We start from the raw sequence: 24,427 nt of genomic DNA, 5'->3' as shown, positions 1-24,427 counted from the left end.
GGACACAGTAGAGGATTGCATTTCCAAAGGAGGTCTCATTGTTGAGTGAGGTTATTAATGAAAATATTCTTTTATTAATGCCGCAATATATTAGCGCCAAGAAATACTGGACGGATACACTGAGCGGCGAAATGCAAATTCCGAGTCTTCCGGGCTCCGCCGTCCCAAGTAGGCAAAAGGATAGAGACAGAGAGGAATTCGGCTTTGAGTTGTGTCAGCTTAGCTCTGATACGATGCATAAATATCATCTGGACCATCCATTAATTATGTATACTTTTCTGCTGAGTATATTGAACGTGTTCATTTATAAATGTACAGGACAGAAGGATATTATAATCGGGGCACCGGTGCTGGCAGGAAGCGGAGAGGTGACAGCGGCTGGTGAAGGGGTATTGTTTAGAAATCAGGTGAAACCTGACGATACCTTTGGAAGCTTGTTGAACCAAGTCAAGCAGACGGTAGCGGAGGGATTTAAAAACCAACACTACCCGCTATCAACTGTCATGGATGAATTAAACCTATCGATGCAGGAGCCCTCGGTCTTTCACACTATGCTTGTGTACGAGAAGATCCATCAGAACGGCGACACAGTGAAATTATGGAGCAGCAGCAACCGCATTACCTTCCGGTTCAGCAATTCCCCGGATGGATTGGCAGGCAAAATTATATTTGATGCAAACTTCTATACACCGGGAGAAATTGTGAGAATTGCGGAGAGCTTCAAATACTTAGCGGGACAGGCTTTATCCGATATCGGCATCATCATTTCCGGTATGGATATTGTGTCTGAAGCCGAGAAAGAAACGCTGTTGTCCCAGAGTGTGGCGGATAACATCCGGCTCCCGGAGCCTGCAACGATTCATCAATGGTTCGAGGCGCAAACGGATCGGACACCGGACAAGGTGGCTGTCGTATATGAACACGAATCGCTAACCTATAGAGAACTGGATGAGCAGGCCAATATTCTAGCTCATTTCTTGAGAGAACATTATGATTTAAAGCCGGACTCGCTGGTTGGAGTGCTGCTGGACAAAAATATGGATCTAATAAAATCCTTTCTCGGCATTCTTAAAGCAGGCGGAGCCTATGTGCCTATTCATCCGGATTATCCCAAGGATCACATAGCAAGTATGATTAACGACTCTGGGATAAACATCGTCATCTCCTCCAAAAGGTATATTAAATTGTTAAATGAACTCCAATGGGAGTGTCCTTTATTCAGTGATTATGTATGTCTGGACACCGATGATGTCTATATGGAGGCAGAGGAAACTGAAAATGAATTGATGAGTAAGAGTGCATGGGAGCATATCGGTGAGAACGCAGAGGATGATATAGCCGGAGGCGCATGGATAAATAGCTATACAGGCGAGAAGTTCTCTGTCGATGAAATGAAAGAGTATTCCGATAACGTGTATCATAAGTTGGCAACGTATCTGAAGCCTGAATCCCGTGTTCTGGAAATCGGATGCGCCAGCGGGCTCAGTATGTTCAGAATAGCTCCCCATGTAGGATTTTATTACGGTACCGATATGTCTGAGACGATTATTCATAAGAATGCAGAGAAAATTAGGAATCGGGGAATGGATAATATCAGGCTTGCAACGGTTGCTGCCCATGATATCGGTATACTGGATGAGAAGGATTTTGACATCGTCATATTAAACAGTGTCTGCCAGTGCTTCAACGGGCACAACTATTTGCGGAAGGTTATACAGCAAGCTATTTCTCTTATGAAAGAGAATGGGGTAATCTTCATCGGAGATGTGATGGACCTGGAAAAAAGGGATGATCTGATCCATTCCCTGAAACAATTTAAGCAGGCAGACCTGCAAATGAAATACAGGACTAAAACCGACTGGTCGCGTGAACTATTTCTGCATAAAGGGTATTTTGAGGATTTATCAGTGAATGTGAATGGAATTCAGCAAGCGATATTCTCTGAAAAAAAATATACACTTGAGAATGAATTGACGAAATTCCGGTATGATGTACTGCTTACAGTCGATAAGAATGCCGGAACAGCTGGCTTCAGTCCGGTATTGCATAAACGTTGCAGCTGCTTAAATGATTTCCGGTCAAACCAAACAGACAGGATCGCATCCATATCAACGTCTGAACATATTGCATACGTAATCTTTACCTCTGGTACAACCGGATTTCCGAAGGGCACTATGGTAGAGCACGGCAATGTAACAAGTCTGATGCAGAATGGACAAACATTATTCGGCTTTAACGAAGATGATGTTTGGACGATGTTTCATTCTCCTTGTTTTGATTTCTCGGTATGGGAGATGTATGGGGCATTATTATTTGGCGGCAAGCTGATTGTCGTCCCGGATCACAAGGCCAAGGAGACCAAGAAGTTCCTTAAGCTGCTTAAAGACGAGAACGTAACTGTGCTGAATCAGACGCCCAGCGCTTTCTATCAATTAATGGAATTGGATTCCAGAGTAGAGGATAAGGAGCTGCGGCTAAGATATGTGATATTTGGCGGTGAAGCACTGAAGCCGGCGATGCTGAAGACATGGAAGCTGAAATATCCGGGTACAGCATTAATTAACATGTACGGAATCACGGAAACTACTGTACATGTTACATACAAGAAACTGACAGATGAAGATATGGATGCTGAGATAAGCAATATTGGCAAACCAATTCCTACCTTATCCGCTTATATAATGGATCATGATATGAAATTGGTACCGGATGGGTTAAAGGGAGAACTCTGCATTGGTGGATTGGGCGTTGCAAGGGGCTATCTGGCCAATCCCGAATTGACAGCCTTAAAGTTTGTGAATAATCCTTATCGGGCTGAAGAAAGGCTCTACCGGTCAGGTGATTATGCCAGAAGACTCCCCAATGGTGACCTTCAATATCTTGGTAGAATGGATCAACAGGTGAAGATAAGGGGCTATCGCATTGAGACAGGGCACATTGAGAATGCGTTGCTTGACCATGAAGATATCCATGAGGCAGTTGTAACTGTAGACGGGGAAGAAGGCAATGAGAAATGGATATCCGCCTATTATGTGGGATCTAAAAAACTTCTAACAACAGAAATAAAGCAGTTTATGCTCAGTAAAGTACCTGAATATATGATTCCCTCATATTTTGTTGAATTAGAGGCTATTCCGCTAAATTCTAATGGAAAATTAGATCGAAAAGCCCTGCCTAAGCCGTGGGGAAATCCGGATGACTCCCAGAAATACATTGCTCCGAGAAATGAAATCGAGAGGAAAATGGAGGAGATTTGGAAAGCGATTCTGGGTATGGACAGAGTCAGTGTAAATCAAGATTTCTTCGAGATTGGCGGTCATTCACTGAGGGCGATTAAATTGGAGATTGAGCTTGAGAAGAATAACATGTCTGTAGAATATGCTGATATTTATAAGTATAGAACAATAGAGGGCTTGTCCAATTTTCTTCAATTTGGGGAAGCAAAGGGCGAGGAGATAAATGGATACTAAGTTGATAATGGATTATATAGCGCCTTTTAGCGGTTTGTATTACAGAAGCTGCCTGTTTAATTCCCTCTTCTCGGTCATTGACTCTTTTGGTCTAGACATTATGCCCTTATTAGTGAACGATATTATCCGTTTTGGCACAATCAGCAGTAAGCAGGGGCATCTATTTGGAATGGAGTATATCTCGAGTAAGGATCTGAAACAAATCATCCGGGATATGGGGATTCTCATAACAGAGCATGATTACGAATCAGACAGCGAATTAATCGAGGGTATTACCGGCAGCATCAAAAAAAATAGTCCTGTAGTGATCTGGGTGGATGTTTTCTTTGCCTCCATACGAAAAGATACCTTTCAAAAGATGCATACACCACATACATGGATTATTTACGGCCTCGATGAGGAAGAAAGAGTGTTTCATATCATTGAGCAGGAAGAGCTGGAGAACCTGCGGTACGGAAAAAAGGCGGTCTCTTACGAAGAACTGGTACAGGCCTATAAAGGATATATGAGCAGATACCGCAGAGTGCTTCAACTGCCGTCCCTGTATTGCTTTTCAAATCAGCAAATGGTTCGAAATATATATGAAAGCCATAGTACCGAAGATTATAAAACGCTTTTCTTAAACCATTTTGCGCATAACAAAGCTGCGGTTTATCAGGGGCTTGACACACTGGCATCTTTTTTGACGGATATGACGAAGACAGCTATGACAAAGGAAGCGCTGCAGAAAAAGGCTGATGAGTATACAACAATTATGAACCAGATTGTTAATGATCTGAAGGCAGAGAAATTCAAATGGGAAAGATTAAATTGTAAGAGTCTCGTGGAAACACAGGACGGGATATTAGAGTTATGGAACAGTGTAAGGAGAGACATAGTAAAGTTCACTCTGACGGAAAAATACAATGCGGAAAAGTTCGCGAAGCTTAAAGACTGGATGGCAAAAATGCTTGAGCTCCAGCAGCATTATTACGAGCAGGTATACAGTGAATAATCCTAAAGGATTGATGAAGCCTATGGAAAAAGGATACCCACTTTATCCATTGACCCAACCGCAGCAGCGGGTGTGGGTAACTCAGATGATCTATTCCGACTCTCCAATGTTTGTGATAGGTGGATACTCGGTAATTACTGGAGACATAGATGAGGTTTTGTTGAGAGAGGCCATATTGTCATTTACAAAGGCGCATGATACTTTCCGGCTTCGTCTGACCAGAAATAATGAGGTACCGGTGCAATATTATGCCGAAGACAGCTGCGAAGATGTTGGTTTCATAGATTTCTTCGGAACAGAGCAGCCGGAAGAAGCCTTAAAGATGTGGGTTCAGGATCAACTGAAGCCCTTTGTCTTGGAGAACTCACCGTTATATTCCTTTACCGTATTTCGTTTAGACAGCCAAACCTGCGGTTATTTTGGGAAATTTCATCATATGATTTCGGATGGATGGTCTATGCAGATTATCTCCAGAGAAATTAAACGGAGGTATGCCTTGCTTCATGAAGGGGAGATCGTGCAGGAATCTAGTGATTCCAGCTATCGGAGTTTCCTGCAGTCGGAGAGGGACTACTTGGGATCTGCGAAATTTCATAAGGACAGAATTTACTGGAAAGAACAGTTTAGAGGCCTGTTACCAGAGGGAGCGGCAGCATCCAATGGGTTAGAGGGAAGACGCAAGACACATGTGCTGTCTGAGTCGTTAACAAGACAACTGTATGAATTATGTACAAGGAATTCACTGTCAGTAAATGCTTTATTTATTGGAATGTATCTGTTATACCTTTACAAAATATCCGGAAATGAAGAACTCGTAGTGGGTATACCTGTATATGGCCGCAGTGGCAAGAAAGAACGGGCGGTTCTTGGGATGTGCGTAAGTTCTATTCCGTTTCGCTTTACCATAGAACGGGAAGATACCCTAGTTGAAATGGTTCGCAGAATTGATGTGTGCCTTAAAAGAAGCTATAAACACCAGAAATTCCCTTATAATTATCTGCTTAATGAACTGGATGCCAGTCAACTATATACAACCAGCATTAATTACTACAATACTCAAATGGAAGACTCTTTTAATGGATGCAAGACAGAATATACGGAGTTCTATAACGGCGAGCAGGAGTATGCATTGCAGCTCATTGTCCGGGATTGGAACGGGAGCTGCGGTATTCAGCTTGATGTTGATTACCAGCTTGCGGTTTATACGGATATACAGATTGACAGGTTGATTTCAGGGATTTGTGTAATCATGAACAGCATCCTGGATAACGAGGGGAATAACGTCAGTGATCTTTCCTTAGTGAATGAGCAAGACCGGAGCTTATTGGTTACCGAGTACAACAATACCCTGTGCAAATTTCCTGAGCAGACGAGTGTTATCGATTTGTTCGACATTCAAGCAAGACAGACTCCTGCACGAGTTGCTATATACTGCAGATCAGAGAACATCACATTTCAGGAGCTGGCGGAGAAAGCGAGCAGGGTGGCAGTAATGCTTCAAAGCCGGGGAATAACCGAGGGCAGTGTCGTCGGGCTGTTGTTTGAGCATTCCATTGAGATGATCGCCGGCATTTTGGGAATCTTAAAGCTTGGTGCAGCTTATCTTCCAATTGATCCTAAATGCCCCTCAGAACGACTGGCTTATATGCTTCGGGACTCTGAAGTGCAAGTAGTGTTAACGAATATGGAGCTGGCTTCCGACTTGAAGGCAGATGTGGAGGTTATACGGCTGGACAACCGGAGTCTTTATTCTGACGGCCTGGCAGCGTATCCTCCTAAAGTATGCTATGATCCCCACCGTCTGGTCTATATTATTTATACATCAGGATCATCGGGAGAACCTAAGGGCGTCATGATTGAAGATCACTCCTTATTCAATTATATCTGGTGGGCGAAAAATGAATACATTTCTAAAGAGCATGAGGTTTTCCCTCTGTATTCGTCGGTATCATTTGACCTTACTGTAACTTCCATTTTTCTTCCCCTGATCAGCGGGGGCGGCATCCGGATATACAGTGATTCCGGTGGGTCAAATCCGATTCAAGAGATTGCTGCGGAAAATGTATGCAGTATTGCCAAATTGACTCCTGCGCACCTTATGCTTTTAGCAGACATAGATAACAGCAAGTCTAATATAGAAGCATTAATCATCGGTGGTGACAATCTTTCAGTAGATCTGGTAGAGCGTGTACGTAAAAGCTTTGGAAAAGATATAGCGATATATAATGAGTATGGTCCGACAGAAGCCACCGTCGGCTGCATGATCTACCGCTATAAACCGGTGCGGGGGCAGGAGGGCTCCGTACCGATCGGCACTCCAATTGCCAATACACAGATTTTCGTATTGGACAAGCATCTACAACCTGTTCCGGTTGGAATAGAGGGCAGATTGTATATAAGTGGAGAAGGATTGGCCAGGGGTTATTTGAACCGGCCGGAATTAACGGCTGACCGTTTTATTGAGGGCAATGCGTTATCAGGGAGGTTATATGACACCGGAGATATAGCCAAATTTATAAACTATCAATGTGTCGAGTACATAGGCCGTTGTGATGATCAGGTCAAAATTAACGGGTATCGGATTGAACTTCATGAGATTGATTTATGGCTCAACGCCTATCCCCACTTGAAATGGGCAAAAGCAGCTCCGATACCGGTGGGTTCTTCATTGCTGCTGACAGCTTATTATATGTCTTCTATCGATATTGACGAAGGGCTGCTGCGCGGATATCTGGCAACTAAATTGCCTTCGTACAGTATACCTGCAATATATATAAGAATAGATGAGGTTCCTTTGACGAAAAACGGCAAAATAAATCTAGCAGCCCTGCCGGTGCCGCCGCGAGCCGTTACAGCTACCACAGCTGATGAGGAACCGCAGGAAGCTGAGAAGGCTTTGCTTGAGGTAGTGGCATCTGTAATCGGAACTGAAGTTCAGGCGGGCCATAATTTCTATTATTTAGGCGGAGACTCCATTAAGGCCATACAAGTATCCTCGTATCTAAGCGACAAGGGATATCGCCTGAAGGTTAAGGATATACTGGAGCATCCTGTTCTAAAGGATATGGCTACCTATGTAGAGACAGTGAAGGACACTCGGACGCAGCAGGCACTCATTGACGGAGCTATGCCGCTACCGCCAATTGCCAATTGGTTTATTGCTAGAATAAATGAACGCCCAAATGAATACTGCCAGTCCATAAAGCTGAACTTGAAGCGCCGCTGGGACATCAATCCACTCCAACAGATCCTCCATGAAATCGTATTGCAACATGATAGCTTGAGATTAAATTACGATGCGGCGAGTAAGACACTGTTCTACAACCGTTCTTGTAAAGAACAAGCTGAGATTGTCGAGATTGATGTAACAAACCTAAGGGGAGAGGCCAGGAAGGATGCTATACAAAAGGAGAAAACAAGGTTAGCTTCAACGATAGACATCAGCAATGGCCTATTACTCCGCTCCTGTATATTCCGGGATGACCAGGCTGAAGATATCTGGTTATTAATGGTCCATCATCTAGGCGTCGATGGCGTGTCCTGGCGTATTATTCTTCAGCATATTCACACGCTGATGGAGCAGGTAAATGCTCATCAGTCTTACAGATTGCCGGCTAAAGGGAGCTCATACCGTGATTGGGTCGAATATTGGCACTCTAGAAAAAGTGGATTTGATGAGGAAACGGAATACTGGTCACGCTCGTTGAAGCCACGGTTACCTAGCATCCCCTTTAATGCTTGTGCTAAACCGGGGGGCAGTGTGCTGATTCACAGGGAACTTGATTCCGATACAACAGCGCAGCTGAGGAAAGATGCCAATGTTCCTTATAACACCAGTGTCGATGAATTGCTGATTGCTGCTCTAAGCATGACACTTAAGGAAGCAGTGAACCCGGAGGAGCTTATATTTGAACTGGAGTCCCACGGGCGCGGAATCGAGCTGGATAATATTGATATCACCAATACCGTAGGCTGGTTTACCCATATGTATCCCGTTGTTTTTGAAATACAGCAGGATCAAGAGTCATTAGGACAGCTGATTAGGTCGGTTAAAGAGACCATGCGCAAAGTGCCGAACCAGGGAATTGGATATGGTCATTGTAAAGTTTGGGATGACAAAGATAGCATTGAAAAGCTGTGGATCCGGTTTAACTATCTAGGTGAATTTATGCACGACAATGCTTGCTTTGGTGTGACATTAGATGAGGATGTACTGCACGGATATGTGACCTGCTTGCTGGAAATTAATTGCTTTATTCAAAATGGCAAGCTAGTTATGTATGCGAAGTACAGCGAAGATGTTCTTGAAACGAAATTCATCTGCACCATTATGGAACAATGGCAATGTTGGATAGAGAAGGTTGTACGTTTTTGCATACAAAATCAGGGATTTACTTTTTCGCCCTCGGATTTCATTGATGCTGATTTATCTCAAGACGAGTTGGACCTGCTATTCGGGGAAACATCCGCGAAAGGAGTAAGTTTGATATGAATATATTAGGCATCTCCGCTTCTGTTGCCTTACCGCATGAAAATATGTTTCACCAGTTAGGTATATCCGGTTCAGGGCATGATTCCGCTGCGGTTCTAATAACCGACGGAAAGGTGATTGCTGCTGTTGAACAGGAGCGTTTGGACCGGATTAAACATTCCAATAAGTCGCCTATTCAAGCTGTCCGGTATTGTCTGGGCAGCAATGGGCTGACTCTGGACGACATTGATTACATAGCCGTTAATTATAAGGAATTTAGCATTAACTTGAATCTGCAGGAGCAATTTTTGAATAATCCCCTTCAACCTGACTTTTACGATTTGCGGTATTATATCAAGCGCATGTTATATGAGGCGCTTGGCCAGCATGTCGATGACAGCAAGCTGATTTTTGTATCACACAATGAGGCGCATGCAGAGAGTGCCCATGCTATGTCGGGTTTTGATGATTGTCTTGTTCTGGTTACGGATGGCATGGGGGATGACAGTGCCGGCATGGTTCAGAGCAGGAGAAACGGAAAATCAGAAACCTTGTACACAATACCGGTGCCGCTGAGCCTTGGTAACTTTTACATTCAATCTATACGGTATCTCGGTTATGGAGCGAATGATGAGTACAAAGTGATGGGACTGGCACCTTATGGGGATCCCCAGAAATATAAACGCTATTTTAATAAAATCGTTCAATTGCTGCCGGAGGGGAAATACGTTATCAACGACATCTATCCGATCTTGTTCGGTATTTCCAAACCGAGAAGAAAGGGAGAAGCTTTTACCAAAGTTCATCAAGACATGGCAGCGGGCATTCAAACGACGCTGGAAGAGATTATTATGCATCTTCTGTCCTATTATAAAGCCGAGACAGGACACAGCAAGCTTTGCTTTGCAGGCGGAGTCGCCCATAATTGTTCTGCCAACGGGAAAATTGTATACTCAGGATTGTTTGAGGAGGTATTCGTACAACCTGCAGCACATGATGCGGGAGCGGTATTGGGGGCCGCGCTTTCAGTTTGGAATCGAATGCAGACCGGCCGCGGTTCAACAAAGCAGATGGATAGTGTGTACTGGGGACCTGATATAGGTAGTGATAGCTCGGTTCATTCCGAATTGCAGAAATGGAAAGACTTCATTGAATTTGAAAAGTCGGAAAATATCATTGAAGACACTGCAGACTTATTGGCAGCGGGCAAAATATTGGGATGGGTGCAGGGTGCCTCGGAATTTGGTCCCAGAGCATTGGGAAACAGAAGTATTTTGGCGGATCCAAGACCGGCCGAGAACAAGCAAATTATTAACCAGATGGTTAAGAAACGCGAAGGGTACCGGCCATTTGCCCCATCGGTGCTGGAGGAACATCTTGCTGAATATTTTCGAATCCCAGATTGCAATGCCCAATATTCATTTATGAACTACGTCTTGGATGTGAAGGAAGAGAAGCAGAAGTTGCTTGGGGCTGTCACACATGTCGATGGTACTGCCAGAATTCAGACTGTATCCAAGCAGACTAACCCTAAGTATTGGGAGCTTATTCATCAGTTTTCCCAGCGTACAGGAGTTCATATTCTTTTGAATACATCATTTAACAACCATGCAGAGCCAATTGTGGATTCCGTAGCGGATGCAATTGTCTGTTACTTGACGACGAAGCTTCATTATTTGGTTGTGGGGGATTATATCATCTCGAAGAAGATAGTCCATATAAAGGATTATTACCGGCTGGCGGTATCCATACCCAAATATGTGGAGTTAAACAAGTCTACCCAACAAACAGATTCCGAGGATACTACAGTAAGCCATTACTTGACCGTTAATTACGACGATAAAGCGAAGATCACTGTTTCTGAACGCTGCAGTGAGTTCCTTGGCAAAACTGACGGTAAACAAACCATAGAAGATATCTTGTCCAAGGATAAGGATGTAGAAGACGGGAAGGCAGAAGAGCTTGTGTCTGAGCTGCTTGGACTTTGGGACAAAAGGCTGGTTATTATGCAGCCGGAAGCCGCGAAAGTATGAATGCCTCCTTACAAGATTTTGACACCAAATGTTTGGGGTTGATGCGAAAATACCGTATACCTGGCGCTTCGGTAGCTTTAGTGTCTGAGGGCCAGACTGTATTCGTTCGCTGCTACGGTTACCGGAATAGAAAGAAGTACCAGGCAGTCCTGCCGGATACCCTGTTCCAAGCAGGCTCCATCGCCAAAAGCTTAACGGCATGGGGAGTGATGAGACTGCATGATCGTGGCCTCCTAGATATAGATGCGCCTGTCATTGCCTATTTGCCAGACTTGAGGGTGAAATCTTCGCAATATGAATTTAACAAAGTGACTGTAAGGCAGCTCTTAAACCATACTTCAGGACTAATGCGTGAGGATTATTACGGAATCAGTATGCCGAGTAATGCATTTCAAGAAGCCGTCTTCTTGAATCCGCGTGCAACCGGAAATTTAACATTGAACAATGAACCTGGAACGTCCTTTATCTATACGGGCGGAGGATATACATTGCTGCAACGGCTAGTCGAGCAGCTTACCCGAGAGCCCTTTCACCAGTATATGCAAGCTGAAATCCTGTTTCCGCTGGGGATGAGGGACAGCAGCTTCGTAAGGAGTCAAGCGGTTCAGGAGAAGGTTTCGGTTCCGTACGGAATATGGGGAAATTCATTGCGGCATAGGTCATATGAAGAAAGTGCTGCGGCAGGATTATATACGACGATTAAGGATCTTGCCGCATTCCTGGAGATGAACTGTTCAGGAAATAATGAAGCCGGGGAAGAAGTTGTAAGCAGGGAATCAATACAGGCCATGCACTCACGGGTGCAGAGAGACATCCCATACGGGCTCGGCTATTACATTTACACGATCACAAATTCCACTAAAATTGTCATGCATGACGGTATTAACATAGGTGGTGTATCCCGTTTTATGCTTCTTCCAAAGAAACAAAGCGGAATGGCCGTATTAACGAACAGTAACAATGGTTTTGGCTTCGTTAATGAAGTAACAATGGATTGGCTGGAGAGCATTGTCGGGACAATAACAGATTTTTACCGAGAAAAACTGGGCCTTAGCCGGACATTGCCGTTTGTGCTCAAGCATTTAGCGGGTTCTTTCATAAATAGTCTGAAGTATTGAGCGTACAGGCTGAGTTCATCATTGCGGCGTGTACTCTTGATTGAAGGAGAGTAATTTCTATGATGCTGGATAAGCAGAATATAGAAGACATCCTGAATTTGACAACTGTTCAGGAAGGTATGCTGTTTCATTATTTGAATAAGCCGGAAAGCAGATTATATCATGAACAGTTATCCTTCGAGATCAGGGGGGATGTTGATCTTTCTACTTTTAAAGCTGCTTGGGATTATACTGTTCAATGTTATGAAATGCTGCGTACGGTTTTCAGGTGGAGCAATTTGAAGAAGCCTGTGCAAATAATTCAAAAAAATCATTCCATTCCGATTGAAATAGCCGAATGTGCGGCTAATGCTCCAGACGAAATTAAAGCCTCATTAGAAGAGCTGAAACAGCAATTATTGCAGGCCGGGCTAAACCTGCAGGAGCATCCGATGACAATTGCTTTATTTAAAACAGCTAATGATACCTCTTATATGATTGTAAGCTTCCATCATATTATCTTTGACGGGTGGAGTCTGGGGATCCTCTTGCAGAGATTTTTAAAAGCATATCATTCATTGGTTGAGGGAGAACAACTGCCTGCCAACAACGGGAATACAGCGTTTAAAGAATATATCCGGTGGCAAAAGAAACAGGATACCGTACCTTTAAGAGCATTTTGGCATCAATATTTGAAAGGATATCCATGCAAAACCACTCTTCCCTTCGATAATAATCAGAGCAACGAGATTGAGATTAGACAAGTCAGCTATGACCTGGGACAGGGATATTTGGATAAAGTGAATCATTTTGTACGGCAGCGGCAGATTACATTAAGTGTATTCGTGAATGTACTTTGGGGCTGCATTATTTATAAGAACGGCAATGAAGAGGATGTCCTCTTCGGGTCATTGGTTTCCGGACGGCCTTCGCATATTAGAGGGATAGAAGAATCTGTTGGTATCTATGTAAACACTCTACCGCTGCGGATGAAGGTTACCAACCGGACCCGTATGTCTGAATTGCTAGAGGAAACCAGTAATTCAATGATCAGGAGGATTCCATTCGAATCTACAGATCCCATACTTATCAATGAATGTGCTGAAGTAAACACCCAGGATGGGTTATACGACAGCCTAGTAATTGTAGAGAACTACCCCTTAAGCCAATTGAATCAAGAGCAGTACAGTCTCAGGATCCAAATCGATTCCATACATGAGATCACGAATTATCCGCTGGTTCTGCAAATAAATCCATTCGATGGTCTTCAGGTCGTGCTGAACTATCACAGTAACCGATTTGAAAAAGAAACCGTTGAATTTATCCTGAGCGAGTATATCCGGTTACTGGAGAAGGCAATAGAGAACCCTGCATGTTCAATTGAAGAATATCAGGTGATGAGCAGTGAAAGACTGGACAGTCCTTCCATTAAACTGCAGCAAGAGGCTTCATTTCGCTGCATTAATGAAAAGGACATCAAGGGTAAAACAATTGCACAATACCTGAATGATAGTATGGAGCGGTATGGGGAACGAATAGCCATTGAGATAGGGGAATATAAGACAACCTATAAGGAATTGCACAAACGTTCATCCCGCATCGCCCATGCCATATGGAACCAAAGTAAGCAGGGCGAATCTCCGACTCCGGTTGCCCTTCTGTTCAGACATGGGGCGGAAATGATTTATGGGACCGTAGCGGCGTTAATGGCCGGTGAACCGGTGGTCTTCTTGGACCATACTTTTCCTTCCGAGCGGCTGCTCTTTATGATCGCAGATTCCGGTTCAACAGTTATAGTAACTAACAATGCTTGTAAAGAGGCGGCAGAGGAGCTTAGCCGAAAAGGCCCGCTGGACTTAGTAATTATTAATATTGATGACTTAGAGGAACAGAATAATGAAAGAGACCTGACACTACCATCAAAGAGCGCTGATGACATTGCGTGCTTGCTGTATACGTCCGGTTCAACAGGTAATCCCAAAGGTGTCATACAAATCAACAAAAATGTTCTCTTCTACATAGCTGGATATATTAACAGTCTGCACATTAATGAGAATGACCGTATAGCTTTATTTACAACATACAGCCATGCGGTTGCATTCATCGATGTTCTGAGCACCCTTATGACAGGCGGCACATTGCTTCCTTATGATTTAAAGGACCACCCCGACAAGACAGAGGTTGTACGTTGGCTCATTAAGAACAAAGTGACCATTTATCATTCAGTGCCCACTGTTTATCGATATTTACTGCAAAATCAGTCCGCTGAACTACGCTTTCCGGATATGCGATTGGTCGTATTGGGCGGGGAGGGTGTAAATAAACATGATTTTCAAATATATCAGAAACACTTCGCGGATGAGTGTTTGTTTGTCAACTTCTTCGGTGCCTCGGAGGTGTTAACAGCTGCCTTTTATTTTCTCAGCAAATCATCGCAGATGTCCAGAAGCCTGGTGCCTATAGGGCGGTTTATCCCGGGATTGGAAGTCAAGCTGTTGAATGAGAAAGGCCAGAAATCAGAGGTTCTGGGGGTAGGCGAGCTTGTGTACCAAAGTGAGTACATAGTGCCTGCTTATTGGAATGATGCTGCGAACAGTGCAAAGTTTACGGATGCAGGGAATGGAACAGTGATCTATAGAAGCGGAGATCTTGGAAGATTACTGCCGGATGGAGCTATCGAGTACTTGGGAAGAAAAGATCAACAGATCAAGATCCACGGGCACCGCGTAGAGGTTGCGGAAATCGAAACAGTACTTAATGAGCTTGCAGATATTAGTGGATGCGTAGTGGTCTTGGAGCAATCGGAGAATCAAAATCCGAGACTGGAGGCCTACTATACCACTTATACTGACAAGAGAATTCAGGAAAGCGAGCTAAGGGAATATGTGAAGAAGCATCTGCCCTCATACATGGTTCCCTATAAATATATCCATCTTTCCGAATTCCCGTTAACGCCCAATGGTAAAGTTGACCGGCTGGCACTTCGGATTGTGCATACATCCATAATAATGTACAGACAGCCTGCAATGAAAAGTGAGACGGGTTTGAAGCTGGAAACGATTTGGAAAAGAGTGTTGTCCGTAGAACAAGTAGGAGAAGAAGATAATTTCTTTGCATTGGGCGGACATTCACTAAAGCTCTTTGAGATGGTCTCATATATCACCAAGGATTTTGGGATAGAGCTGTCGGTCGGTGAAATATATCAGCAGGATTCTTTTTCAAGCTTAGTGGAGTATGTGCAACAAAAGCTTGGCAGCGTGGATATGCCCCAGATAGCAGGTGAAATTGAGTGTGTTGAAGATAAGCCTTACTATAAGCTCTCCTCACCGCAGAGAAGAATTTACTACCACTGGAAGTCTCAAATGGAAAGCACGGCATATAATCAAACGGTCGCCTTACAAATGGACGGGGAGTTAAACCTCAGCAGGGTGGAAGATGCCTTCCGTGCTTTAATGGCAAGACATGAAGCCCTTAGGACTAGTATTCATTTGTTAGACGGTGAACCGGTCCAACGGATAGAAGAAACAACCGGGTTAGAAATTGAATATATGCAGCACAATGAAGAACTGCTGGAGGCTACCATCAGTGCCTTTATCCGGCCATTCAATATTGAAACTGCACCCTTGATGCGTGTTGGAATCGTGCACGTGAACAACTCATGCCATGTATTGCTCCTGGATATGCATCATATCATTACCGATGGAGCTTCTATGAGCATATTGACAAGGGAATTCGCCGATCTGTATGGCGGGAAAGAGTTGCCTGAACTGAAATACCGATATCGTGATTTCACAAGCTGGCACAATCAAATCATAGCATCCGATGCGATGCGACAGAAGGAGGCGTACTGGACAAACAAATTTCAGGACGGTGCCCCTGTGCTGGAAATATCCGGACCTCCGGCGGGAGAGCAAGTGAGCCATGAAACGACAGTGCATTTTGAGCTGGACGAAGAGTTAAGCAGCCGGTTAAACCAGCTGTCAGCCCAAACGAATTCTTCACTGTTCATGATATTATTAGCCGTTTATAAAACACTATTATTCCGCTATAGCGGGCAAAGCGACATTGTTGTAGGGATACCTATTGCAGGAAGAAATGCGCCGGAGTTCCGGGACACTGTCGGTATGTTTGTTAACATGCTGCCGGTAAGGAGTTTTATTGCCGGAAATATGACATTCAGACAATTATTGGCGGATCTGAAAGCAGTGCTGCTGGAGGATTATGAGAATCAGCAGTTTCCCTTTGAGATGCTGGCAGACAAGCTTGATTTAACAAGCAGAAAAGGCCACAACCCACTGTTCAATACGATATTTGTGCTGCAAAGTACGGAAGTGGCGCTGCCTGAGCTTGAAGATGTTCATTGCAGCAGGTATCCGGTGAAATCAGGCAGTACCCCCTTTGATATTGAGTTGAATGCAGTTCAGGAGAATGGAAAGATTCATATTCGCATTGAGTTTGATAGCAGCCTGTTCGGTATTGAATTTATCCGGAATATGTCGGAGCATTATGTGAATATCGCGCAGCATGCAGTGAAGCTGCCTGATGGCCATATTGGGAGCTTCTCTATCCTAAGTCAAGCGGATGCTAGGAAGCTTCAGGAGTTTAACCGCACTGCAGCACCTTACACGAAAGAAGCAACGATTCAGGCAATGTTTGAAAGACAGGTGGCCAGGACTCCAGACCAGTTGGCGGTCTTGTACAAAGAACAGGCATTGACATATAAAGAGCTCAATAACCGAGCTAACCTGATTGCTGATTTGCTGATGGGGAAGGGCATTGGACGTAATGAGGTTGTCGGGATTTACATGAAACGGACGCCTGAAATGGTCATTGCTATATTAGGAGTCTTAAAGGCTGGCGGAGCATATCTCCCGTTAAGCCCCGACTTTCCTGAGACGAAGATAAAGTATATGTTGGAGGACAGTAAAGCGGTTGCTGTATTGACTGAATCTCTGCTGTCAGATCAAATCAATACTGGTGGGACAACCATCTGTCTGGATTTACTAGAGTGGCCGAGCAGGGAATATGCCAATCCGTCTTTACGAAGTGGTCCCAGGGATCTTGCTTATGTCATTTATACGTCAGGCACCACCGGTAACCCCAAGGGGGTCATGATTGAGCATCATTCTGTCATCAACCGGATTGAATGGATGCAGAAGGAGTTTCCCGTCGGTGAGGATCATATCCTATTGCAGAAAACACCTAATATTTTTGATGTCTCGGTTTGGGAGCTGTTATGGTGGGGCTGGTACGGTGCGAAAGCCTGCATCCTTGAGCAAGGAGAGGAGAAGAATGCAGGGCAAATTGTGGAAGCTATCTTTAAACATAAGGTAACTACCATTCATTTTGTGCCGTCTATGTTAAATGCATTTCTGGGCTATATGGAAGAGCATATGGAACAAGTGACAAAATTATCGTCTCTGAGGAACGTTTTTTGCAGTGGGGAAGCTTTGGATGTTACCCATGTTGACCGTTTCAACAAGGTTTTTCATACGTTGCAGGCTGTTGTGTTGTGCAACTTGTACGGTCCGACAGAAGCGACGGTAGACGTGAGCTATTATGTGTGCTCGAGGAACGGCGGCGAATCCTGCATTCCCATTGGACAGCCGATTAGTAATAACGGTCTTCATATCCTAAACGAAGCTCTGGCCGAGCAGCCGGTCGGAATTGCAGGCGAGTTGTGCATATCAGGTGCTGGCTTGGCAAGGGGCTATCTGAATAAGCCTGAATTGACTGAGAAGGTCTTTATTGATGATCCGGATCCGTCCCGTTCCAGATTATACCGGACCGGTGATCTTGCACGCTGGTTACCAGACGGAAAGGTTCAATATTTAGGCCGCATGGATCATCAGGTTAAGATACGGGGGTACAGAATTGAACTAGACGAGATCAAGATGACTTTAAGTAAGCATTATGCTGTTAAAGAGTCGGTCGTGGTTGATTGTATGGATGAAGCCGGCGAAAAATTTATATGCGCGTATTTTATCGCAGTGTCTTCAGTTACTCTTACAGAGCTGGCAAGGTTTATGCTGAGAACTTTGCCGGACTATATGATCCCTGCGGCATTTGTCGCGATAGATTCCATACCAACTACCTTGAACGGCAAACTGGACAGAAAGAAGCTGCCCGAGCCGGTGAGCAATATCGAAACCGGGAACGCCTATCAAGCCGCTGAGAATAGAATTGAAGAGGCGTTTGTCGAAGTATGGAAGCAAGTGTTGAAGCTGGATAGCATTGGCGTATACGACGACTTCTTTCTCTTGGGCGGAAATTCATTAAAAGCTATGAATTTCATCGCGAAGCTGGAGCGGGAGCACGGGATAGACTTAAACGTAAGTGAAGTATATAGAAATCCCACCATCAGAGAGTTAGCTAAACATATTAGATGGGCTAAACGCAATCAGGAACTAGAGTTTTGCAGAGCTGAAGAGGGCAGATATTATCCGTTGTCCTCAGCTCAGAAGAGAATTTATTTATCCAATATGGTAAAAAGTACCCATTCTAGCGATAATAATACGGCGAGTGTATTTATGGTAGAGGGGGAGCTTGACTTTGAGCGGATGGAACAGGCGCTCCATACAATGATTAGCCGGCATGATACACTGCGTACATCTTTTACAATGCTTCACAATGAACCCGTACAAGAAGTTCATGAGCATGTCTCGTTTGTACTGGAAAAGGAGCAGGCGCCCCTTGCTGAATTGGATACCGTTATCGACCGTTTTATCCGGCCCTTCGATTTAAGCCGGGTGCCGCTGATCAGGGCAAAAATCATTGAACTTGGCAATTACAGCTATGCCTTCTGTCTGGATGCGCACCACATCATATTTGACGGAATATCCAAAGGTATTTTTATGAAAGAGCTAATATTGCTGTATCAGCAAGAAGCTGTTCCTCTGCCTGAATACCAATATAAGGATTATGCGGTCTGGCAGAGCAAGTATCTTGAAACAGAAGCGCTGCAGAATCAAAGGAAGTATTGGCTGAATGAATATGCAGCCCCTTTAAGGACTGAGGAGCTGCTGACCGATTACCCAAGGCCGGAGATATTAGATTTTCAAGGGGAGGCGGTGTTGTTTGAGATTTCATCGGATATGACCTGCAGGCTGAATGAAATCGCCCGTAAAGATAACGCATCGTTGTTTATGGTTATGTTGGCCGTTTACAGTATTCTCTTAAGGCAGTACAGCGGACAGGAAGAGGTTGTGGTAGGGGTCCCTGCTTTTGGACGGCCTTTTACGGAATTGGACAATGTTATTGGCATGTTTGTAAATACACTGGCGTTACGATGTTATCCGGAAGGCCGAAAGACATTTCGTGAATTCCTGCAGGAAGTGAAAAATAAAGCATTAAATGCGTTTGAAAATCAGGATTATCAATTTGATTCATTGGTGAAAGATTTGGGAATTAAACCGAGCCCAGGCCGGAATGCTTTGTTTGACACGATGCTGGCTTTTCAAAATGCTGAAAGAAGCAGCATGGCTATGGAAGGGATTCAAATTAATCCATACCCAATGAAAGAAAAGGTAACCACCTTTGACATTGTGCTTCATGTGTATGAGGGAGAGGCTTTGGAATGCAAGCTAACCTACTCGACGCAATTGTTCCGAAGAACCACAATGGAGCAGTTTACCCAATCTTTTGTAAGAATAGCCGCACTGGTCAGTGAAGAACCTGATATCTGCATTGAGGATATCCGCTTCTCTGGAGTTACCGATGAACCACATGAGGAGAGTGAGGAACTGGTTGTTGAATTTGATTTTTAATTTTTAATGTGCCAGAAGGAACTACACATTGAGGAGGATGATGAAATGAATAACGAAGTGAGAGAGAAAGTGTGGGGGATTTTTAATAAATACTATGACGAAGCAGACATGGAAACAACCTTGGCAAGAACACTTAGTGAGATCGGTGTAAACTCATTAAATTTAATTAAATTTATTGTATCCATCGAAGAGGAGTTCGATCTTGAGGTTGAGGATGAATTTTTAGATATCGCCCAGTATGAGGTTGTTGGTGATATTTTTACTGCTATCGAGAAGATGGTATGTTAAACAGCATTGCATTTAGCGGCTACTATTTGAGAGAAAGCGGCAGCAATGAAACGATCTATGGGAGAAACGTCGCTGCCAAAGAGCTCTTGGTGAATTTCATCAAACATTCATCTGCAGATGAACTTTGTTTCAGTTACGTAAAGGACATGTATCAGCATCACATGATTCAGCGCCTGTATAAGAAGGTCGGCCGGGATAAGCAGGTGCATGCCAAGTTGAGAATGATCAACCGGATCGAGATGCTGCAGCAGAATGTGAAAATCCCATCCGATGTTATCCATGATTGTGTAGAGGATTTGGTTCATACGGCATTTTTGAGAGATAAATACTCGCTAAAATGCCCGCCGATTTCCATGACCGTTCATTGTGCAAGTCAGCCCGATTCCATAACAACCAATTTGTTGCCTTATCTTCTATCAGGACTTAAACCGTATGATACGATATTTTGCAGCTCTAACAGTGTAAAGAATGTCTTGTCAAAGCAATTTGAGCATTTATCCGGTCAATTCAATGAGTTATATGGAGCATCTTTGGAGCGGCAGTTTCGTCTGGATGTTGTGCCTTTGGGTATAGATGCTGACAGCTTCATTCGGGTTGACAGGGATACGGCGAAAATGAAGCTGGGGATATCTGAAAATTCTTTTGTGATTCTATATTTTGGCAGGGTTTCAGCCTTTTTTAAAGGGGATTTGATGCCACTGATCCGGGTACTGAAACGACTTGTGGACCGTAATCCTCAAAAGAATATACGATTGATTATTTCCGGAACAGAGAATTATGAATTTCACGACTACAAGTATTTGCGGAGATATATCCAAAAGCTGAATCTGCAGGACAACATCATCATATATGAAAACTATGAATCCCAACATCGAAATATACTGTTCTCTGCTGCTGATGTATTTACTTCACCGACGGATAGCGTACAAGAAACCTTCGGTCTGACACCTATTGAAGCTATGGCTTGCGGAACACCACAAATTGTATCGGATTGGGATGGGTATAAGGAGACGGTTAGGCATGGTATAACCGGATTCCTTGTACCCACCTATTGGAGCACCTGTGATGGAGACATTAGTGAATTTCCACAAGCAGTTATGGACGAGTTTTATTCGGATAAATTTTACAGCCATCTGCTTATGGGACAATCCGTAGCAATTGATTTAAAGCTTTATGAGCATTATTTCCAGCTCTTACTGGATAACGAAAGGCTCAGACAGGAGATGTCGGACAATTCGCTGCGCATATTTAAGCAGCACTACACGATGCAAAAAACAATCAGTGGATACGAACAGGTGTGGAACGAGCTGATCCAGCAAAAGGCTGCCATAAACGGGGATTCTGGCAAGCCGTATCTGGATTTGTTCAACAATAGATACAGTGAAATGTTCTCGGAGTATCCAACCAGATTCCTAAATGCAACAGAACCGCTCCGGATTACGGAACTGGGCGGGGAGGTTCTCCTGGACCAGGAGCTTGTCCCTTGGCACTACGCGGAAGAGAAAATCTTAAATGAGGTTCACACAGCCCTTGGACTATTGGCCCTATTAAAGCTTGCAGGCTGTATGAATTACGATGAGCTGGTCAATTCCTACAGCGGCGATTTAAACGCAGATACTGTTAAAAGAAGCGTTATGTGGCTCTTAAAGCATGGATTTGTTGAATTGCAAAATTAGGGCAGGAGGCAAGGTTATCTCATGGGGAAAATAAAGTTCGTCCAGATTGAACCGACAACGCGATGTAATTATAAATGTGTTTTTTGCTGCGGCCGATATTTTGACCAGGTGGATATGGATTTTCAGATTTTCAAGAAGGTAGCAGACAGCTATCAGGATGTTGAAAAATTTCAGATTCAGGGTGAAGGGGAGCCGCTTCTTCATCCGCAGTTCCTTGATATGGTCAAATATGCCAAGGATATGGGGAAAACGGTGCAAACCATTTCAAATGGAAGTTTGTTCACACGCGATAGAATTATCGGTTTACTGGAATCCAAAATTGATACTATATATATCTCGATTGAGGCTCCTGACGACAAGATGTTCCGTGAAATTAGAGGGGGGAGCTATGAAAAATTAATATCCAATATAAAGCTGTTCCTGGAATTGCGTGAACAATATCAGCTCCAGAAGCCTGTGCTTGGGTTTGCGGTTACCATCATGAAGAGCACTAAGGGCATGTTTGAAGAAATTATCGATTTATATCAATCTCTACATATGGATGGCGGCATTACTTATCACTTCCTGAATAAATTGCCTTTTTATATCCGCTATTACGGTGATAAGGTAGATAATCAGCTGTTGTCGAGAGCTGAAACCAAACTGCTGATTCATGAGAATGACAGGCTGTTAGCACAGAAGCAGGTAATTGATCTATCTGATCATACCACCGGAGAAGATTATGACAATGTCGGAAATTGTGCCTGGCTGGACCACGGGATATACGTTAATGTTCGGGGAAATGCCATGCGGTGTGCCTTTGACAAGGAAGATAATGAGTTCACCTATGGAAACGTAATGACAGAGCCAGTTGAAGCTGTCGAAGCTAGAAAAAGCCAATTTGTGAATGGTGCCATTCCTCAGCCGGCCACGCTTAATTGCGAAAAATGTCATGTTTTTCGTAGGAAGTAAATTTTTACAGAAAGGAGTGCGATCATAATATTATGAAAAAATTCATCTTTGTTTCTTTAACAGACGGCTTTATTAATCGTAACTTACTGAATGTGGGATATCTGTGCAGCGCGCTCAAAAAGGTGGAAGGAATCACTACAGAGGTCTTGTTCTATGACATGAGTGAATTGGATACAGCTATTGAAGATCTTGCCCAGCATAAGCCATGGATGGTCGGGATGTCGGTCATGCAATATAACTTCCAAGGTGCAATTGAGTTTGCACAAAAGGTGAAGGAACGCCTTCCGTTGACGAAGATTGTCTTAGGGGGACTTGAGGCTACCAAATATTCACAGTACATTTTAACCCATTATCCGGCTATTGATATGGTTTGTTTAGGAGAAAGTGAATTAACCCTTCCGGATTTGTGCCGCAGGATTCTGCACGGCGATAGCTTAGCGGGCTGCAAAGGGGTTCACTACCGGGATAATGATGTGATCGTTGAGAATGAGCCGCGTGAACTGGTTATGGATTTGGATTCTTTAGATTTCCCGGACCGAAGCTTTTGCAATGATGAGCTTACGGTACATAACGTTATCGGCTCAAGAGGATGTTTTGCGGGCTGTACTTATTGTGAAGCCAACTGCATATTCTCACACAACCAAGGCCCTAGAGTACGCGTTAGAAGCATGAAGAATGTGTTGGATGAAATCGAGTCTTTATTGGAAAATGGCACTTATGGTTACATTGGGTTCGCAGATTATACCTTCTCAACTAATGTGAATAACTCCCAGGAGCGATTGATTCAGCTCTACGACGGCATTCTCGAAAGAAAGCTGAACATCCAGTTCTCTTTGTTCGTCAGAGCCGAGCAGATCTCACCGGATTACGTTCAAATGCTGTTGAAATTGCATGAGGTCGGACTGGACAGAATTTTAATCGGGTTGGAGTTTGGCACGAAAGAGGAGCTTAAGCTATACAGGAAAACAGCGAAGTTAGAGGACAATGAGAGAGCGCTAAGATTATTGGATGAGGGAGGGATTATCAATGGAAAGGCGGGAATTATTCTGGATATTGGTTTTATCCCCTTTCATGCCTATTCCACAATGGATACCTTGCGGAGCAACATCAGTTTTATCAGAAGACATAAATTGGTGAATATCTGTGCAGCCATGGAGAACCGGATGTATATCAGCGGATCGACTATGATTACACGGCAGCTGGAAAGAGATGGGCTGCTGAATCATGATATCAGTAAACCGCTCATTAACCCTTTCTGCTACTCCTTCCGGGATCCGCGGGTTGGGGTAGTTTACGCAAGCTTCGTAAAGGTAATGGGAATTTTGGAGCTTGAGAAGATCCCCACCAAAATCCTGTCCAACTATGTGACCTATCAGAAGCATTTCGAGCCTGCTTTTGACTTCGCTGAAATCCATGAGAAATATCTGCGGATAAGCACTGCCGTGCTTGATCTCCTGGATGAGATCGTCGACACAATTGAAGCTGGAATTCAATATAATCATGAGGATTCACTATTATTTCAGAAATACCGGACTGAATTATTTGAAATATCTAGAGAATTGGTCCTGAAAAATAATATCATCGCCAAAAAGCTGCTTCGGATCAATAAACTTGCAATACCGGATTTGAATAAGATCTATGTAGAGGATGCCAAAAAGGCAGCGCTGATTGACTGATTGCG

The 24,427-nt window shown here is 43.8% G+C and carries 10 protein-coding genes; all 10 read left to right on the top strand.

The window, feature by feature from the left end:
- Positions 1-41: 41 nt before the first annotated feature.
- Genes F1379_RS05205 through F1379_RS05160 form a run of 10 tightly spaced genes read left to right on the top strand, consistent with a single transcriptional unit; the run spans position 42 to position 24,422 of the window.
- Positions 42-3,470: a non-ribosomal peptide synthetase gene (locus tag F1379_RS05205; RefSeq protein ID WP_150267101.1), complete on the top strand. Its 3,429-nt coding sequence runs from the start codon at positions 42-44 to the stop codon at positions 3,468-3,470.
- The gene (locus tag F1379_RS05200) at positions 3,460-4,464 is read left to right on the top strand and encodes a cysteine peptidase family C39 domain-containing protein (RefSeq protein ID WP_150267099.1); all 1,005 of its coding nucleotides are present in this window, start codon (positions 3,460-3,462) and stop codon (positions 4,462-4,464) included. Before F1379_RS05205 ends, F1379_RS05200 begins: the two co-directional genes overlap by 11 nt.
- Positions 4,457-8,956, top strand: a complete 4,500-nt coding sequence (locus F1379_RS05195) for a non-ribosomal peptide synthetase (RefSeq protein ID WP_162551081.1) — start codon at positions 4,457-4,459, stop codon at positions 8,954-8,956. Before F1379_RS05200 ends, F1379_RS05195 begins: the two co-directional genes overlap by 8 nt.
- Positions 8,953-10,968, top strand: coding sequence for a carbamoyltransferase family protein (locus F1379_RS05190; RefSeq protein ID WP_150267095.1), 2,016 nt, complete (start codon positions 8,953-8,955; stop codon positions 10,966-10,968). The genes F1379_RS05195 and F1379_RS05190 overlap by 4 nt, the downstream gene beginning before the upstream one ends.
- Positions 10,965-12,086: a serine hydrolase domain-containing protein gene (locus F1379_RS05185; protein WP_150267093.1), complete on the top strand. Its 1,122-nt coding sequence runs from the start codon at positions 10,965-10,967 to the stop codon at positions 12,084-12,086. Before F1379_RS05190 ends, F1379_RS05185 begins: the two co-directional genes overlap by 4 nt.
- Positions 12,087-12,145: 59 nt before the next feature.
- On the top strand, positions 12,146-19,831 hold the full coding sequence (locus F1379_RS05180) for a non-ribosomal peptide synthetase (RefSeq protein WP_150267090.1): 7,686 nt from the start codon (positions 12,146-12,148) through the stop codon (positions 19,829-19,831).
- Positions 19,832-19,876: 45 nt separating this feature from the next.
- Positions 19,877-20,119: an acyl carrier protein gene (locus F1379_RS05175; RefSeq protein ID WP_162551080.1), complete on the top strand. Its 243-nt coding sequence runs from the start codon at positions 19,877-19,879 to the stop codon at positions 20,117-20,119.
- On the top strand, positions 20,113-21,795 hold the full coding sequence (locus tag F1379_RS05170; protein WP_150267085.1) for a glycosyltransferase family 4 protein: 1,683 nt from the start codon (positions 20,113-20,115) through the stop codon (positions 21,793-21,795). Before F1379_RS05175 ends, F1379_RS05170 begins: the two co-directional genes overlap by 7 nt.
- Positions 21,796-21,816: 21 nt before the next feature.
- Positions 21,817-22,746, top strand: coding sequence for a radical SAM protein (locus tag F1379_RS05165; protein ID WP_150267083.1), 930 nt, complete (start codon positions 21,817-21,819; stop codon positions 22,744-22,746).
- Positions 22,747-22,778: 32 nt separating this feature from the next.
- Entirely contained in the window at positions 22,779-24,422 is a 1,644-nt protein-coding gene (locus F1379_RS05160; protein ID WP_150267081.1) for a B12-binding domain-containing radical SAM protein, read from the top strand.
- Positions 24,423-24,427: the final 5 nt, after the last annotated feature.

The sequence above is a fragment of the Paenibacillus tepidiphilus genome, from assembly GCF_008635795.1.
In the GTDB taxonomy this organism is placed as follows: domain Bacteria; phylum Bacillota; class Bacilli; order Paenibacillales; family Paenibacillaceae; genus Paenibacillus_AQ; species Paenibacillus_AQ tepidiphilus.
The sequence above is the reverse complement of the archived record's forward strand: the minus strand, read 5'-3'. Positions and strand labels throughout refer to the sequence as shown.